The sequence below is a fragment of the Enterobacter sp. RHBSTW-00593 genome, assembly GCF_013784105.1.
Lineage (GTDB): Bacteria > Pseudomonadota > Gammaproteobacteria > Enterobacterales > Enterobacteriaceae > Enterobacter > Enterobacter ludwigii.
This window is the reverse complement of the sequence record NZ_CP056393.1, coordinates 4,461,809-4,477,526: the sequence shown is the minus strand read 5'-3', so window position 1 is coordinate 4,477,526 and position 15,718 is coordinate 4,461,809. Positions and strand designations below refer to the sequence as shown.

The following is a 15,718-nucleotide window of genomic DNA, read 5'->3' as shown; positions in this document are numbered from 1 at the left end:
CAAGGAGATGCGGATGAAACAGTTTTTGATTGCTCCCTCAATTCTGTCGGCCGATTTTGCCCGCCTGGGTGAAGACACTGCAAAAGCACTCGCGGCGGGCGCGGATGTCGTCCATTTCGACGTTATGGATAACCACTACGTTCCTAATCTGACCATTGGCCCGATGGTGCTTAAAGCGCTGCGTAACTACGGTATTACCGCGCCGATTGACGTCCATCTGATGGTGAAGCCTGTTGACCGTATCGTGCCTGATTTTGCCGCTGCGGGAGCCAGTATCATCACCTTCCACCCTGAAGCGTCTGAACATGTGGATCGCACGCTGCAGCTCATCAAAGAGAATGGCTGTAAAGCGGGTCTGGTTTTCAACCCGGCTACGCCGCTGAGCTATCTCGACCATGTGATGGATAAGCTGGATGTCATTTTGCTGATGTCCGTTAACCCGGGCTTTGGCGGTCAGTCGTTTATCCCTCATACGCTGGATAAACTGCGTGAAGTGCGCCGTCGTATTGATGAGTCAGGTTACGACATTCGTCTGGAAGTCGACGGTGGCGTAAAAGTGAATAACATTGGTGAAATTGCGGCAGCGGGCGCGGATATGTTCGTTGCAGGTTCAGCGATTTTCGACCAACCGGATTACAAAAAAGTCATTGATGAAATGCGCCGTGAACTGGCGAAGGTAAGTCATGGATAAATTGCAGGCAACCCGGGGTATCGCATTTGACCTCGACGGCACGCTGGTCGACAGCGCGCCGGGCTTAACCAGCGCCGTAGACCAGGCGCTGTATGCTCTTGAACTGCCCGTTGCGGGCGAAGAGCGTGTCATCACGTGGATTGGCAATGGCGCCGATGTTCTGATGGAGCGCGCGTTGACATGGGCCCGCCAGGAGCGTGTGTCCCAGCGTTCCGCACAGGGTAAACCGAGCGTGGATCATGCGGATATCCCCCAGGAAGAACAGCTGCGTATCCTGCGTAAATTGTTTAATCGTTTCTATGAAGAGACGGTCGAAGAGGGCAGTTTCCTGTTCCCGGATGTCGCAGAAACGCTGAGTGCGCTTCATGCCAACGGCATTCCGCTGGGGCTGGTGACAAACAAACCGACACCTTTTGTCGCCCCTCTGCTGGAAGCGCTGGATATCGCGAAGTATTTTTCCGTCATTGTTGGCGGTGATGATGTGCAGAACAAAAAGCCGCATCCGGAACCGTTACTGCTGGTGGCAGGAAAATTATCCTTAACGCCCGCGGAGCTGCTCTTTGTCGGGGATTCCCGCAATGATATTCTGGCTGCCAGAGCGGCGGGTTGTCCTTCAGTGGGATTAACCTATGGCTACAACTACGGTGAGGCCATCACGCTGAGTGAGCCGGACGTCGTGTTCGACCACTTCAAAGATTTGTTGCCCGCACTCGGGCTTTCGCACAGTGATAATCAGGAATTGAATAATGACTAAGCCCATCGTTTTTAGTGGCGCACAGCCGTCAGGTGAATTGACCATTGGTAACTACATGGGTGCGTTACGTCAGTGGGTCAGCATGCAGGATGATTACCATTGCATTTACTGCATCGTGGATCTGCATGCTATCACTGCACGTCAGGATCCTGAGAAGCTGCGTAAAGCCACCCTGGACACCCTGGCGCTGTATCTGGCCTGCGGAATTGATCCTGAGAAGAGCACCATTTTCGTTCAGTCTCACGTTCCAGAGCATGCGCAGCTGGGCTGGGCGCTGAACTGCTACACCTACTTCGGCGAACTGAGCCGCATGACGCAGTTCAAGGATAAATCCGCGCGCTACTCAGAAAACATCAACGCCGGTCTGTTTGATTACCCGGTACTGATGGCAGCAGACATTCTGCTGTACCAGACCAACCAGGTGCCGGTTGGCGAAGATCAGAAACAGCATCTGGAACTGAGCCGCGATATCGCCCAGCGCTTTAACGCGCTGTACGGCGACGTGTTCAAAGTGCCTGAGCCGTTCATTCCAAAATCCGGCGCACGCGTGATGTCGCTGCTGGAGCCAACCAAGAAGATGTCCAAGTCTGACGATAACCGTAACAACGTTATCGGCCTGCTGGAAGACCCGAAATCGGTGGTTAAAAAGCTCAAGCGTGCGGTGACCGACTCCGATGAGCCACCTGTTGTGCGTTACGACGTGCAGAACAAAGCGGGCGTCTCCAACCTGCTGGATATCCTCTCCGGTGTGACGGGTCAGAGCATTCCTGAGCTGGAACAACACTTCGAAGGCAAGATGTATGGTCACCTGAAAGGGGAAGTGGCGGATGCCGTTTCCGGCATGCTGACCGAGCTGCAGGCGCGTTATCACCGCTACCGTAACGACGAAGCTTTCCTGCAGAAAGTGATGAAAGAGGGCGCGGAAAAAGCCAGTGCCCGCGCGTCTGAAACCCTTAAAGCGGTGTACCAGGCGATTGGGTTTGTGGGTAAACCGTAACCCTGTTTTGTCGGGTAAGCATGAGCGCTCCCCGACAAAAAACGTGCTGAGCCAGACAAAAAAACCGGGACATTCCCGGTTTTTTTTACGCCTGAAAAACGCTTACTGCTGTGCGGCCGGGCCGCAGCCACCGATGATCTTCGAAATGGAAATTGCCGGGTGCAGCAGGTAATCATAGCTGCAATTATTTTTGGTATTTTGAACGTGACCGGTGCAGGCGGTCAGAGTCGATAACATGCCTACCAGAGCGGCGGTTTTTGCCAGTTTAAACATACGCATTCCTTGTCTGAAAAAACGAAAATTGGATCTAACGTGAGGGAATAAATGAAAAAATTCCATTTCGCGGGCGGTATGTTATCGGGAGCGGTAAGAGGGGAGTAGTCCGCATAAGGACTACTCCGGGAAGGGGGAATATGCGTTAGTGATTCGAGAACCAGTTCAGTTTATCGCGCAGCTCCACCACGCGTCCGACAATAATCAGCGCCGGGCTTTCAACCTGCTGTGCCAGCTCACCTAACTGTGTCAGCACGCCGTTCACCACGCGCTGCTTAATGGACGTGCCGTTTTCCACCAGCGCGACGGACATATCCTCTTCCATGCCGTGCTCAAGCAGTTTGGCCTGAATGGTCGCGGCCTGGTTTAACCCCATATAGAACACCAGCGTCTGTTTTTCGGCGGCCAGGTTATGCCAGTCCAGCTCACTGCCGGTTTTCAGGTGTCCCGTCACCAGGCGTACGCTCTGGGCATAGTCACGGTGGGTCAGCGGAATGCCCGAGTAAGCTGAGCAACCGGAGGCTGCCGTGATGCCCGGCACCACGGAAAACGGAATACCCGCGTTGCACAACGTTTCCAGCTCTTCACCGCCGCGACCAAAGATAAACGGGTCGCCACCCTTGAGGCGTACCACGCGTTTTCCTTTTTGCGCTTCGCGCAGCAGGATCTGGTTAATCTCCTCCTGCGGCACACAGTGGTACCCGGCACGTTTACCGACAAATACGCGGTCAGCATCGCGGCGGACCAGGTTCATTATCTCATCGGAGACCAGACGGTCATAAACCACAATATCCGCCTGCTGGATCTGCTGCAGCCCTTTCAGCGTCAGCAAACCGGCATCGCCCGGGCCGGCACCCACCAGCACCACTTCACCACGATGATCCAGCGGCTCGCAGAGCAACTGCGCCGTCGTCTCTTCCACCGCTTTATGATCCTGATTCGCCAGCGACTGGGCCAGCCTGTCATTCACAAAGAATTTTTCCCAGAAGCGGCGGCGTTCACCCACGGTCGCGAAGGTTTGCTTAACCCGGGAACGCAGCTGCCCGGCATAGTGGGCAATCTGGCCAAGATGCTGCGGCAGGATGGCTTCCAGTTTTTCCCGCAGCAGGCGGGCCAGAACGGGAGAGCGGCCTCCGGACGATACCGCAATCATCAGCGGCGAACGGTCAATGATCGACGGCATGATAAAGCTGGCCTCCTTCGGGGCATCCACCACGTTACAGAAGATGCGGCGCGCTTCACAGGCGTCGCTGACGCGCTGATTCACTTCATCGTCATCCGTGGCGGCAATGGTCAGCCAGCAGGTATCAAGCAGGGATTCATTAAACCCCCCCTGCACCAGCGTGAGCATCCCTTCTTTTTCCCAGGCCTCAAACTGCGGGGCAAAAGCCAGGGCGTTAACGGTGAGTCGGGCTCCTGCTTCTAACAGCAAGCGCGCTTTGCGTTCAGCCACATCGCCGCCGCCTACAAGCAGACAGTCGCGATGGCGTAATTGACAGAAAATCGGCAGGTGGTCCACGACATTACCTCACAGCATTCAAGGAGGGGGTAAGAAATTGAGGTCAGGATAACAGCAGGAATCGTACAGAACATACGGTTTTTCCTGCCGTTACCCATAAGGGGTCATAAGCTTTTCATATTGAAAAGGCGAGAGATTAGCCTTTCAGCTGCACCTTACCGTCCTTCACGCGGACATCGTAGGGCGTCACGGAATAACGCTCATCTTCCATGCAATACCCGTCGCGTAAACGAAAACGCTGTTTCTTCAACGGGCTGGCGACCCAGAGTTCACCCTGATGCTCCGCGATTAATCCCCGGGACAGGACGCTGGCCTCAAAGAACGGGTCGATATTGCTGATGGCAAAAACCTGTTCATCATGGCGAGGGCGGAATATCGCGACCTGCTCGTTACCCAGCAGGGCACAGACCCCGGTGGCAGGCAGAATGTCGTTAATGTTGCAGATGTTTACCCACTGGCTCATGCGTTTTCCTCCACCAGAGTCACCGGAATACGTTCATAAGGTGTCGCCGGACGATGTTGCTCGCGTTCTGCCACAACCTGCACATTCGGGTCGCGCTGGGTGCTGTTGATAAAGTGTCTGAAGCGAGTCTGCGCCGCCGGGGTGTTGACGGTTTCAGTCCACTCGCAGATCACCGCCTCGCGCAGGCGCGCCATTTCCGCTTCCAGATGGTCGTTCAGGCCCAGTTTGTCGTCAATGATGACCGATTTCAGGTACTCGATACCGCCTTCCAGGTTATCGAGCCAGGACGCGGTACGGGTCAGCTTATCGGCGGTACGGATGTAGAACATCATAAAGCGGTCGAGATACTGAATCAGCGTATCGCGGTCGAGGTCAGCCGCCAGCAGGTCTGCATGGCGTGGTTTCATGCCGCCGTTACCACAGACGTACAGGTTCCAGCCTTTCTCGGTGGCGATGATACCCACATCTTTACCCTGCGCTTCCGCACATTCGCGGGTACAGCCGGAGACGCCAAACTTCATTTTGTGCGGTGTACGGATGCCTTTGTAGCGGTTCTCCAGCTCCACACCGAAGCCGACGCTGTCGCCTACGCCGTAACGGCACCAGGTGCTGCCCACACAGGTTTTCGCCATACGCAGCGCTTTCGCGTAGGCGTGGCCGGTTTCGAATCCCGCGTCAATCAGCTGACGCCAGATTTCAGGCAGGTCATCTTTCTGCGCACCAAACAGGCCGATACGCTGAGAGCCGGTGATTTTGGTATACAGGTTAAATTCACGCGCGATACGGCCAACGGCGACCAGCCCTTCCGGGGTGATTTCGCCACCGGCGGAGCGTGGGATGACGGAGTAAGTCCCGTCTTTCTGAATGTTCGCCAGGAAGTTATCGTTGGTATCCTGCAGCGGCGTATGCACTGGTTTGAGAACGTACTCGTTCCAGCAGGAGGCCAGCAGGGAACCCACGGTAGGTTTACACACTTCACAGCCATAACCCTGGCCGTGTTTCGCCAGCAGTTCGTCGAAGGATTTGATGCCTTCCACGCGGATCAGGTGGTACAGCTCCTGGCGAGAGTAAGCGAAATGCTCGCACAGGTTATTGTTGACTTCGATACCCTGTTTCGCCAGTTCTGCGTTCAGAACCTGTGTGACCAGCGGGATACACCCACCGCAGCCGGTACCGGCTTTGGTTTCCGCCTTCAGGGCCGCGACGGTATGGCAGCCTTTATTGATGGCCGAAATCAGCATGCCTTTGGTCACATCGAAGCAGGAGCAAATCTGCGCGCTGTCGGGCAGTTTATCCACGCCGATGGACGGCTTACCGCTGGACGCATGCGCCGGAAGGATCAGCGCGTCCGGGTTTTCCGGCAGTTCGATGGCGTTCAAGACCAGCTGAAGCAGGTTACCGTAGTCGCTGGTATCGCCCACCAGCACCGCGCCGAGCAGAGTTTTGTTGTCCTGACTGACGATAAGACGTTTGTACACCTCTTTGCTTTCATCGAGGTAAACATAGCTGCGTGCGCCCGGCGTGCGGCCATGCGCATCGCCAATACCGCCTACGTCTACGCCCAGCAGTTTCAGCTTGGCGCTCAGGTCAGCCCCTTCGAAGGCGTTCTGGTTGCCGAGAATATGGTCAACGGCAACATGCGCCATTTTGTAGCCAGGCGCGACCAGACCGTACACGCGGTTGTTCCAGCTGGCGCATTCGCCGATGGCGTAGATATCCGGGTCGGAGGTCTGGCAGGTATCGTTAATCATGATCCCGCCGCGCTGAGCGACGGCCAGACCGCACTGGGTGGCCAGCTTGTCGCGTGGGCGAATACCGGTAGAGAAGACGATAAAGTCCACTTCCAGTTCGCTGCCATCGGCAAAGCGCATGGTTTTCCGCGCTTCGGTGCCTTCCTGCACAATCTCTTTGGTGTTTTTGCTGGTGTGAACCTTTACGCCCATGCTTTCGATTTTACGGCGCAGCTGGTCACCACCCATGTGGTCAAGCTGCTCTGCCATCAGCATCGGGGCAAATTCGATGACGTGGGTTTCAACACCGAGGTTTTTCAGCGCACCGGCGGCTTCCAGACCCAGCAGCCCCCCCCCGACCACGGCGCCACGTTTACTGCGGCGGGCACATGATTCGATCGCATTGAGATCTTCGATGGTACGATAAACGAAGCAATCCTGCGTTTCCGAGCCTTTGATCGGCGGGATCCACGGGTACGAGCCAGTCGCCATGATCAGCTTGTCGTAAAAAACCGTACGTCCGGCGCTGGAGTGGATCACTTTTTCCTGACGGTTGATGGTGATAGCGCGTTCGCCCACCAGCACTTTCACGCCATGCTTCTCGTAGAAACCATCGCGCACCAGAGAGAGCTCTTCAGCGGTATGATGGGAGAAGTAGGAAGACAAGTGCACACGGTCGTACGCCTTGCGGGGTTCTTCACAGAACACGGTAATATCGAACTGGTTAGCATCGGCTTTATCGAGAAGATCCTCAATAAAGCGGTGGCCGACCATGCCGTTACCGATGATAGCGAGTCTGACTTTGCTCATTTTTGCCTCGATTTCTTTTCTATTACTGCCTACCTTAACGATTCAGCAGTGGCACTTATTGATGCAAATCAAATACGCCTTCGCCTACTCCTTAGGTGGTATATGACTGATTTGTCAGGATTTTTATAAGTTGTGGAAATCGCTGGCTTTTCGAGGTCGCCGATTTTGTGTACAAATTAAGGGGCGCGTTGTCAAAAATGCGTACTCCCAAATTTCAGCCGCGTTTTTCAGGGGAAAGGCATGTCTACAATACCGCTTGGGCTTATCCAGAATGTTCGCTTACCGGGTCGCGAAGGGCTGTGGCAAATCGCCATTGAGCAAGGCCGTTTTGGTGGCATTACGCCGATGGGCGATACCGAAGACGAAAACGTAAGAATCTTAAACGCGCGTGGCGGCCTTGCCATCCCCCCGTTTATTGAACCGCATATCCACCTTGATACCACCCAGACGGCAGGCGAGCCGAGCTGGAACCAGTCCGGTACGCTGTTTGAAGGCATTGAGCGCTGGGCGGAGCGTAAGGCACTGCTTAGCCATGAAGATGTAAAAGCGCGCGCCTGGAAGACGCTGAAAGGGCAAATTGCCAACGGTATTCAGTTTGTGCGCACCCACGTGGACGTCTCTGACCCGACGCTCACCGCCCTGAAGGCCATGCTGGAGGTGAAGCAGGAGGTTGCGCCGTGGATCACGCTGCAAATCGTGGCGTTCCCGCAGGAAGGCATCCTTTCTTACCCGGACGGCGCGGCGCTGCTTGAGGAGGCGTTGAAGCTGGGCGCCGATGTGGTCGGGGCAATCCCGCATTTTGAATTCACCCGCGAGTATGGCGTGCAATCGCTGCACATTGCCTTTGAACTGGCGAAGAAATATGACCGTCCGCTGGATATCCATTGCGATGAAATTGACGATGAGCAGTCCCGATTTCTGGAAACGGTGGCCACCCTGGCTTATGAATCAGGGATGGGTCCGCGGGTCACGGCCAGCCATACCACGGCGATGCACTCCTATAACGGGGCATACACCTCGCGGCTTTTCCGCCTGCTGAAGATGTCAGGCATCAACTTTGTCGCCAATCCACTGGTGAATATCCATTTACAGGGACGCTTTGACGATTATCCCAAACGACGCGGGATTACCCGAGTGAAGGAGCTGCTGGAGGCGGGGATCAACGTCTGTTTCGGGCATGATGATGTCTTCGACCCGTGGTACCCGCTTGGCACCGGCAATATGCTGCAGGTACTGCATATGGGGCTGCATGTGTGTCAGATGATGGGGTATTCGCAAATCGACAACGGTTTGAACCTGATAACCCACAACAGCGCCCGAACCTTCGGCCTGACGGATTACGGTATCGAAACGGGAAATCTGGCTAACCTGATCGTGCTGCCTGCGGAGAGCGGGTTTGAGGCGGTGCGCTGCCAGGTGCCGGCGCGCTGGTCGATTCGGGAGGGGCGAGTGATTGCCACGACGCAGCTTGCGCAGACGTGGATCAAAATGGACGACGTTGCGGAAGAGCACATCTTCACGAAAAACAGCCCCTTCGCTGAGCGCAAAGGGGCGTAGGGGATCAGTGGGACGCCGCTGCCGTATTATGCTGGCGGTGGCGGGTCACAAAGCCCAGAACCAGGCACATCACAAACACCACCGCGTACAAACCGTTAGCGGTATGCAGCGCGGCCAGTGGGCCGCTGTGGGCGACGATCGGGCCGGTGACCACGAAGGTCAACATGGTGCCGATGGTGCCGCAGGTCAGCACGAAGTTCACCAGTTTCGGTGACGCCACTTTGGTCTGCAGAGAGCCCAGCGTAATGATAGAGGTGTAAATCGCGCTGGAGAAGAAGCCCAGGGTCAGGATGAACCACGGCATATGCTCCGGTGAACCGTTAATGAACAGGTACATCAGCACGGTTGCCATGCCCGCCAGCACGGTCAGAATGCGCTGCAGGTCGAAGAAGCGCAGGATGAAGCTAAACGCCCACATGCCGAACATGTAAGACATCCAGAAATCGCTCACCAGTTTACCCGCGTCGTTCAGGCTCATGCCCAGGCCTTTGGCGTATTCCGGTACCCAGGAGATAAAGCCCAGCTGACCGAGGATGTAGCACAGTGCGGCAACGGAGAGGAACAGTACGCCGATACCCCATTTCTCTTTCGCGACCGGCTCGTCCGTGGATTGCGCTTTTTTGCCCAGAACCGGGAATTCACAGCCGAAGGTCAGAATAAAGATTGCCACGTAGACCAGACCGATACAGGCATAAACCCAGTACCACTCAATGCTGCGTGCCAGCAGAACGGCCGCTACCATCGGGAAAATCATCCCCGCCATGCTGAAGAAGGAGTCGGTAAACAGCAGACGTGCGCCACGCTGACGACCTTCATACATATGGGTAATCAGGAACGTACCGATGGACATCGTGATACCGCTCACCAGACCCAGCACAAACATGGCGGCAGAGAACAGGGCGATGCTGTGGCTCACCATTAAACCCGCTACCGCGGCGACCATCAGCACGAAACCAAAACGCAGCTGCGTTTTCAGTGGAACAATTTCCATCAGCCAGGCATTCAGGAAAATGGAGATCAGGATCCCGGCGTTGAGGAAGGTAAAGGTGTTACTCATGCTGGAAACGGGCAGCTGGAAGTAGTCTGCGATATTACCCATCACCATCCCGGTGACGATCACCAACGCGCCGGTCAGGGCGTAGGAGAAGAAGCTGATCCATGTGAGCTTGATACGATTGCTGTTAGTCATGTCTGGCCTGTTCAGGAAAAGAAAAGCGCCCGAGGGGCGCTGAGAGCGGGCAGATTTTAGACATTAAAGTGATCCATTCATATCTTTTAAGAGAAATTCGATCGCTATTGCAGGTTTTTATGTGATTCAGATCACATTAATAGGCGTCATAACCAATCGTTTGCGTGGTTACAACTGTTTCAATTTCGTAAAATTAGGTAAAAGGCTGGTCTCCGTTCATACTGCTCTTTAGAATCAAGCCATTCGCTTTTTATACTGCGCTTTGTTAAGGAATTCTCATGCTCAAATCAACGCTGGCGGCTGTCGCAGCTGTGTTTGCTCTTTCTGCCGTTTCCCCTGCTGCGCTGGCAGCCAAAGGAGACCCTCACGTTCTGCTGACCACCTCCGCCGGGAATATTGAGCTGGAACTGAATAGCCAGAAAGCTCCGGTTTCTGTGAAAAACTTCCTCGACTACGTGAATAACGGTTTCTATAACGGCACCACATTCCACCGTGTGATCCCGGGCTTTATGGTGCAGGGCGGTGGTTTTAACGAGCAAATGCAGCAAAAGCAGCCTAACGCACCGATTAAAAACGAAGCGGATAACGGCCTGCGCAACACCCGCGGTACCATCTCTATGGCGCGTACGGCAGATAAAGACAGCGCCACCAGCCAGTTCTTTATCAACGTGGCGGATAACGCCTTCCTCGACCACGGCCAGCGCGACTTCGGTTACGCGGTCTTCGGTAAAGTGGTGAAAGGGATGGATGTGGCTGACAAGATTTCTCAGGTGCAGTCCCATGACGTTGGCCCATACCAGAATGTGCCGACAAAACCGGTTGTGATCCTCTCTGCAAAAGTTCTGCCGTAACCTTCTTTGACACGGGCGCTTCTCGCCCGTGTTTCGCTCCCCTCCCTGCGAAAGCGCGTTTTGCTGCTTATACTTGTGGCACACGGACATCTTCAGGGAGGCGTTAAGTGAAAAAACTCACCGATAAGCAAAAATCCCGTCTCTGGGAGCAGCAGCGAAACAGTAATTTCCAGGCCAGCCGCCGCCTTGAGGGGGTTGATAGCCCGCTCGTTACGCTAAACGCCCAGGATGCGCAAAGCCGTCTTGAAGAACTCAGGAGGCACTATGAGCGATAAAATCGGTGACGATCGTGACCCGTATCTCTACCCGGGTCTGAATGTGATGCGTAACCGTCTGAATATCCGTCAGGCTGACCGTCTTGCAAAGGCATCCTATGAGATCACCGCGCTGCGGGTGGCGACGCTCGGCTTAGGCCCGTCGGCGCCGGGGTTGCCGCATCTCTGTGCAATCCACCGCCACCTTTATCAGGATATTTTTGACTGGGCGGGCGATATCCGCGAAATCGATATTTATCAGGGCGACACCCGCTTCTGCCACTTCGCCTACATCGAGAAAGAGGGCAATGTCCTGATGCAGGATCTCGAGGAAGAGGGGTATCTCAACGGTCTGCAGAAAGAGGAGTTTGTGGCCCGCCTGAGTCACTACTACTGTGAGATCAACGTGCTCCATCCCTTCCGGATTGGCAACGGTATCGCTCAGCGGATCTTCTTCGAACAGCTCGCCATCCATGCAGGCTATCAGCTGAGCTGGAAAGATATCGACCCGGGCAAATGGGCAGCGGCCAACCAGAGTGGCGCAATGGGCGATTTAACGGCCCTGAACGCCATCTTTGCCAAAGTAGTGAGCGAAGCGCGGGAAACTGAGTAGAATAGGGCGGCACGTTTTTCTGGAGCCGCCATGATTCTGCTGATTGATAACTACGATTCCTTCACCTGGAACCTTTACCAGTATTTTTGTGAACTGGGTGCAGAGGTGGTGGTCCGCCGCAACGACGACATCAGCCTGGCCGAAATCGACGCGCTTGCCCCGCAGAAAATCGTTATCTCGCCGGGGCCCTGCACGCCGTCGGAATCGGGCATTTCGCTGGATGTCATTCATCACTACGCCGGTAAGTTGCCCATTCTTGGCGTCTGCCTGGGCCATCAGGCTATTGGGCAGGTGTTTGGTGCCACCATTGTGCGCGCCGCCAAAGTGATGCATGGCAAAACCGCGCCGGTGACCCATACCGGCACGGGCGTGTTTACGGGACTTAATAATCCGCTTACCGTGACGCGCTACCATTCGCTGGTCATTGACCCGTCAACGCTGCCGGAATGCTTTGAGATTACCGCCTGGAGCGATACCCGGGAGATCATGGGGATCCGACATCGTGAATGGGACCTCGAAGGGGTGCAATTCCACCCGGAGAGTATCCTCAGCGAGCAGGGACACCAGCTGCTGGCAAATTTCCTCAATCGTTGAATAGTGGTTGCCTTGCTGTGATTTTTTATGCATATTTTGTGATTATATTTTCACAATCACTGTGACATAAAATGGATGGTCATGACATGGCAACTGAACAATCTGCAATTACCCGCGCGACATTCGATGAAGTCATTCTGCCGATTTATGCACCGGCTGAGTTTATCCCGGTAAAAGGGAAAGGCAGCCGAGTCTGGGATCAGCAGGGGAAAGAGTATGTTGATTTCGCCGGTGGGATTGCGGTGACGGCGCTGGGTCATTGCCATCCTGCGCTGGTGGAGGCGCTGAAAACCCAGGGGGAAACCCTGTGGCATACCAGCAACGTCTTTACCAACGAACCGGCGCTGCGTCTGGGCCGCAAGTTAATCAGCGCGACTTTCGCCGAACGCGTGCTGTTTATGAACTCCGGTACCGAAGCGAACGAAACCGCCTTCAAACTGGCGCGCTACTATGCCTCCACGCGCCACAGCCCGTACAAAACCAAAATCATTGCTTTCCACAACGCCTTCCACGGTCGCTCGCTGTTTACCGTTTCCGTCGGCGGACAGCCAAAGTATTCCGACGGTTTTGGACCAAAACCGGCCGATATTATCCATGTGCCGTTTAACGATCTCCATGCGGTAAAAGCGGTAATGGATGATCACACCTGTGCGGTGGTGGTGGAGCCGATCCAGGGAGAAGGCGGCGTAACGGCTGCCACGCCTGAGTTCCTGAAAGGGCTGCGCGACCTGTGCGATGAGCATCAGGCGCTGCTGGTATTTGATGAAGTGCAGTGCGGGATGGGCCGTACCGGCTCCCTGTTTGCCTACATGCATTACGGCGTGACGCCGGATATTCTGACCAGCGCCAAAGCGCTCGGCGGCGGCTTCCCGGTCAGTGCGGTATTAACGACGCAGGAGATTGCCTCCGCGTTCCACGTGGGTTCCCACGGCTCCACATACGGCGGCAACCCGCTGGCGAGTGCCGTCGCGGGTGCCGCGTTCGACATTATCAACACCCCTGAGGTTCTGAGCGGCGTCAACGCGAAGCGTGAGCTTTTCGTGAAGCATTTGCAGCAGATTGATGACCAGTATGACGTCTTCAGCGAGATCCGCGGGATGGGGTTACTGATCGGCGCGGAGCTGAAGCCACAGTACAAAGGCCGCGCGCGCGATTTCCTGCACGCCGCCGCCCATGAAGGGGTGATGGTGCTCAATGCCGGACCGGACGTGATGCGCTTTGCGCCGTCGCTGGTGGTCGAAAATCAGAACATTGAAGACGGGTTAAACCGTTTTGCCGCGGCGGTCGCGAAGATCGTAAACGCTTAAGACTCCGTTCGCGTTAAGCGACGGGTTAACCATATCCCGTGGTGAGGGCGCTGACGCCATGCTACCGACGAAATGGTGTGCATGGTGTTCAGATGCCCGAGAACGCGCTGCAGATGCTGCTCCAGGGTGCTCATTGGCCCGTGGGTGAGCGTCTCTGGCGCCTCCAGAATGTTCGAATCCCCTGACTCGCCAGGCGCGTCATACTCGAGTCGCTGCTGACACCGCTGCAGGGCAATCTCACACGACTGCAGGTAGCGCTGCGCCAGATCGGGCGTCAGCATCGTATGTTCCCGCGCCAGCGTGGTCATGGCGTTGATATGCTCAACGATAAACTGGCTGTGCGTCACCCAGAGCTTCATGTCCGCCAGATAGTGCGAGTTAAAGCCGGGCTCCTGCATGGCCTGATTCAGCGAGTTAAACAGGGCGTTATGCGCCTGGTTGACCTTCATCCGCTGATACGCCAGCGGAGAGGGCTGCGGGTCGTCACTCAGGATCAGGCGAATGGCCTGCTGGTCGGCCTCCAGCGCATCATGGGCGTTCTGTCTGAGCAGCCCGCTTTGCCACTGAGGCCACAGCCAGACCATGCCGCCAAAGGCAATCAGGCAGCCGATCAGGGTATCGACCAGCCTGGCGATAATAAACTGCTCGCCGTTGAGCGTGAGCAACTGCAGGGTATACACCGCCGTTACCGTAAAGCCCACCATCGCCCAGCCGTAGTTTTTGCGGATGATCAGGTAGCTCACCATCGTGATCACCAGCATCCCTGCCAGCGTATAGCCTTCCGGCACGTGAAAGTGCAGCGTAACGCCCGCAATGATCAGCCCCGCCATCGTTCCGCCTGCCCGGTGCAGAATGCGCACCCGCGTCGCGCCATAGCCGTTCTGGGTGACAAACAGGATGGTCATTAAAATCCAGTACGGTTTGGGCAGATGCAGCGCCATGCCCATCAGGCTGGCAATGCTCAGCATCACGCTAATTCGCGCGGCGTTGCGCAGGGCAGATGATTTAAGGGAGAGGTAGCTTCTGAGCGCCGGCAGCAGCGGCAGGCGTTTTTGTTTGTCGGCCATCAGGTCGCGCGGATAAAGCGGACGCTGGGTTCGTAACACGCGGGCGATACGGCTGAAGTGCCAGGCGGCAAACTGACCCACTGGGTTGTCTTCATGCTGACGGGCAATCTTCTCCAGCGCGCCGAGCTGTTTGTCCATGTTAAAGCGCGTGGGGTAGCGGTGATACAGAATATCGTCAGCCAGCACCCGAAGGCGCGCGGAGACGGTTTGCGCGTTCCAGCGGATCACCGCTTCGGCATGGCTGCGCTCGACCAGTTTTTGCACCTCCTGCGGCTGGTGCAGGCTCACGGAGATATGCTCCTGTAAGTCCAGCCCCACCTGGAAGACGCGCAGCAGCCGCTTATATTCGTGGTTCTTATTGGCGGCGAGCATATGCAGCTGTTGATAACACTGGCTTATCAGGTCCACCACCTTTTGCTGACGCGTCAGCAGCGGCGGCAGTGATTTTTCTGGATCGGTATGCTGGGTGAGCAAGGTGTATTTGGCTTCACAGTAATCCGCCAGCTGCACGTAGAGCAGGCTCAGGGATTCCCGCAGCGGCTGTTCCCGCCACAGCCAGAACCAAAACCAGTTAAACAGCCCGTACCACAGCGTACCGAGGGCGTAGATCAGCAGCGGCTCCCACACCGGCATGTTGCCCGCAAGGCTCAGCGTGAAGATGGCGGCAATCAGCGACGCGGGAAGCAAACGCGCGTGCAGTGAGCTGATTTCAGCGGTTACGCCCAGGGTCATCGCCAGGACGGTGAGGATCAGCGGCAGCGGGATATCGCGGGCCAGCAAAAGCTGCACGGCGAGGCTACAACCCGCAAACAGCGAGCCGCCCACGATCAGCCGTTTGAAAAAGCGCTTATGCGGTGTATCCAGACCGGCAATGTTGCAGCAGGCGGGAACGAGAGAGAAGAGCAGACCTTGCTGAAGATGGCCCAGAATCAGGCCCACGGCCACAGGAAGGCACAACACCAGCGTTTGTCGCAGTGCGTAGTTAACTTCCGGGTGATAAATCAGCCTGCGCCACATGGGGAATAGAGACAAAAACGGCGTGACACCTT

General features: G+C 55.9%; 15 protein-coding genes. 9 read left to right on the top strand and 6 right to left on the bottom strand.

Annotation, left to right across the window (positions count from 1 at the left end; all coding sequences use genetic code 11):
• Window positions 1-13 precede the first annotated feature (13 nt).
• From rpe to trpS, 3 genes are read left to right on the top strand one after another with little or no spacing between them, the layout of a single operon-like run.
• Window positions 14-691, top strand: coding sequence for a ribulose-phosphate 3-epimerase (gene rpe / locus HV242_RS21590; protein ID WP_014885523.1), 678 nt, complete (start codon window positions 14-16; stop codon window positions 689-691).
• Entirely contained in the window at window positions 684-1,445 is a 762-nt protein-coding gene (gene gph / locus HV242_RS21585; protein ID WP_020884582.1) for a phosphoglycolate phosphatase, read from the top strand. The genes rpe and gph overlap by 8 nt, the downstream gene beginning before the upstream one ends.
• Entirely contained in the window at window positions 1,438-2,442 is a 1,005-nt protein-coding gene (gene trpS / locus HV242_RS21580) for a tryptophan--tRNA ligase (protein ID WP_047355665.1), read from the top strand. The genes gph and trpS overlap by 8 nt, the downstream gene beginning before the upstream one ends.
• 102 nt (window positions 2,443-2,544) lie before the next feature.
• Here trpS and HV242_RS21575 read toward each other — a convergent pair whose 3' ends face one another.
• From HV242_RS21575 to nirB, 4 genes are all read right to left on the bottom strand, one after another.
• Window positions 2,545-2,715: a YhfL family protein gene (locus HV242_RS21575; protein WP_063858540.1), complete on the bottom strand. Its 171-nt coding sequence runs from the start codon at window positions 2,713-2,715 to the stop codon at window positions 2,545-2,547.
• Between the two features lie 145 nt (window positions 2,716-2,860).
• Window positions 2,861-4,234 carry a siroheme synthase CysG gene (cysG, locus tag HV242_RS21570; RefSeq protein WP_020884584.1) on the bottom strand — a complete coding sequence of 458 codons (1,374 nt, stop codon included), beginning with the start codon at window positions 4,232-4,234 and terminating at the stop codon, window positions 2,861-2,863.
• A 136-nt stretch (window positions 4,235-4,370) separates the two neighbouring features.
• Window positions 4,371-4,697 (bottom strand): nitrite reductase small subunit NirD, encoded by a 327-nt coding sequence (gene nirD / locus HV242_RS21565; RefSeq protein WP_049023795.1) that lies wholly within the window; start codon window positions 4,695-4,697, stop codon window positions 4,371-4,373.
• On the bottom strand, window positions 4,694-7,237 hold the full coding sequence (gene nirB, locus HV242_RS21560) for a nitrite reductase large subunit NirB (protein WP_063858541.1): 2,544 nt from the start codon (window positions 7,235-7,237) through the stop codon (window positions 4,694-4,696). The genes nirD and nirB overlap by 4 nt, the downstream gene beginning before the upstream one ends.
• 240 nt (window positions 7,238-7,477) lie before the next feature.
• On the opposite strand from nirB, the gene HV242_RS21555 reads away from it, so the two are divergent.
• The gene (locus HV242_RS21555; RefSeq protein ID WP_050737684.1) at window positions 7,478-8,794 is read left to right on the top strand and encodes a cytosine deaminase; all 1,317 of its coding nucleotides are present in this window, start codon (window positions 7,478-7,480) and stop codon (window positions 8,792-8,794) included.
• Window positions 8,795-8,798: 4 nt separating this feature from the next.
• On the opposite strand, the gene tsgA is transcribed toward HV242_RS21555, so the two are convergent.
• Window positions 8,799-9,983, bottom strand: coding sequence for an MFS transporter TsgA (gene tsgA, locus HV242_RS21550; protein ID WP_020884588.1), 1,185 nt, complete (start codon window positions 9,981-9,983; stop codon window positions 8,799-8,801).
• Between the two features lie 278 nt (window positions 9,984-10,261).
• Here tsgA and ppiA point away from each other — a divergent pair, with 278 nt between their 5' ends.
• The 5 genes from ppiA (at window position 10,262) to argD (ending at window position 13,602) form a co-directional block, all read left to right on the top strand.
• A complete protein-coding gene (gene ppiA / locus HV242_RS21545; protein WP_014171936.1) occupies window positions 10,262-10,834 on the top strand; it encodes a peptidylprolyl isomerase A in 573 nt (190 codons plus the stop codon).
• A gap of 107 nt (window positions 10,835-10,941) precedes the next feature.
• Window positions 10,942-11,109, top strand: coding sequence for a YhfG family protein (locus HV242_RS21540; protein ID WP_014171935.1), 168 nt, complete (start codon window positions 10,942-10,944; stop codon window positions 11,107-11,109).
• A complete protein-coding gene (locus HV242_RS21535; protein WP_025202869.1) occupies window positions 11,099-11,701 on the top strand; it encodes a putative adenosine monophosphate-protein transferase Fic in 603 nt (200 codons plus the stop codon). The genes HV242_RS21540 and HV242_RS21535 overlap by 11 nt, the downstream gene beginning before the upstream one ends.
• Window positions 11,702-11,731: 30 nt before the next feature.
• Window positions 11,732-12,295 (top strand): aminodeoxychorismate synthase component 2, encoded by a 564-nt coding sequence (gene pabA, locus HV242_RS21530; protein WP_020884590.1) that lies wholly within the window; start codon window positions 11,732-11,734, stop codon window positions 12,293-12,295.
• Window positions 12,296-12,381: 86 nt separating this feature from the next.
• Window positions 12,382-13,602, top strand: a complete 1,221-nt coding sequence (argD, locus tag HV242_RS21525; protein WP_181012657.1) for a bifunctional acetylornithine/succinyldiaminopimelate transaminase — start codon at window positions 12,382-12,384, stop codon at window positions 13,600-13,602.
• On the opposite strand, the gene HV242_RS21520 is transcribed toward argD, so the two are convergent.
• Window positions 13,599-15,686: a YccS/YhfK family putative transporter gene (locus tag HV242_RS21520; RefSeq protein ID WP_020884592.1), complete on the bottom strand. Its 2,088-nt coding sequence runs from the start codon at window positions 15,684-15,686 to the stop codon at window positions 13,599-13,601. The genes argD and HV242_RS21520 overlap by 4 nt on opposite strands.
• Window positions 15,687-15,718 lie beyond the last annotated feature (32 nt).

What these genes read in the sequence shown, in the direction of transcription:
- rpe (WP_014885523.1), top strand. Translation starts at nt 14, where the DNA reads ATGAAACAGTTTTTGATTGCTCCCTCAATTCTGTCGGCCGATTTTGCC.
- gph (WP_020884582.1), top strand. Translation starts at nt 684, where the DNA reads ATGGATAAATTGCAGGCAACCCGGGGTATCGCATTTGACCTCGACGGC.
- trpS (WP_047355665.1), top strand. Translation starts at nt 1,438, where the DNA reads ATGACTAAGCCCATCGTTTTTAGTGGCGCACAGCCGTCAGGTGAATTG.
- HV242_RS21575 (WP_063858540.1), bottom strand. Translation starts at nt 2,715, where the DNA reads ATGTTTAAACTGGCAAAAACCGCCGCTCTGGTAGGCATGTTATCGACT.
- nirD (WP_049023795.1), bottom strand. Translation starts at nt 4,697, where the DNA reads ATGAGCCAGTGGGTAAACATCTGCAACATTAACGACATTCTGCCTGCC.
- nirB (WP_063858541.1), bottom strand. Translation starts at nt 7,237, where the DNA reads ATGAGCAAAGTCAGACTCGCTATCATCGGTAACGGCATGGTCGGCCAC.
- HV242_RS21555 (WP_050737684.1), top strand. Translation starts at nt 7,478, where the DNA reads ATGTCTACAATACCGCTTGGGCTTATCCAGAATGTTCGCTTACCGGGT.
- tsgA (WP_020884588.1), bottom strand. Translation starts at nt 9,983, where the DNA reads ATGACTAACAGCAATCGTATCAAGCTCACATGGATCAGCTTCTTCTCC.
- ppiA (WP_014171936.1), top strand. Translation starts at nt 10,262, where the DNA reads ATGCTCAAATCAACGCTGGCGGCTGTCGCAGCTGTGTTTGCTCTTTCT.
- HV242_RS21535 (WP_025202869.1), top strand. Translation starts at nt 11,099, where the DNA reads ATGAGCGATAAAATCGGTGACGATCGTGACCCGTATCTCTACCCGGGT.
- pabA (WP_020884590.1), top strand. Translation starts at nt 11,732, where the DNA reads ATGATTCTGCTGATTGATAACTACGATTCCTTCACCTGGAACCTTTAC.
- argD (WP_181012657.1), top strand. Translation starts at nt 12,382, where the DNA reads ATGGCAACTGAACAATCTGCAATTACCCGCGCGACATTCGATGAAGTC.
- HV242_RS21520 (WP_020884592.1), bottom strand. Translation starts at nt 15,686, where the DNA reads ATGTGGCGCAGGCTGATTTATCACCCGGAAGTTAACTACGCACTGCGA.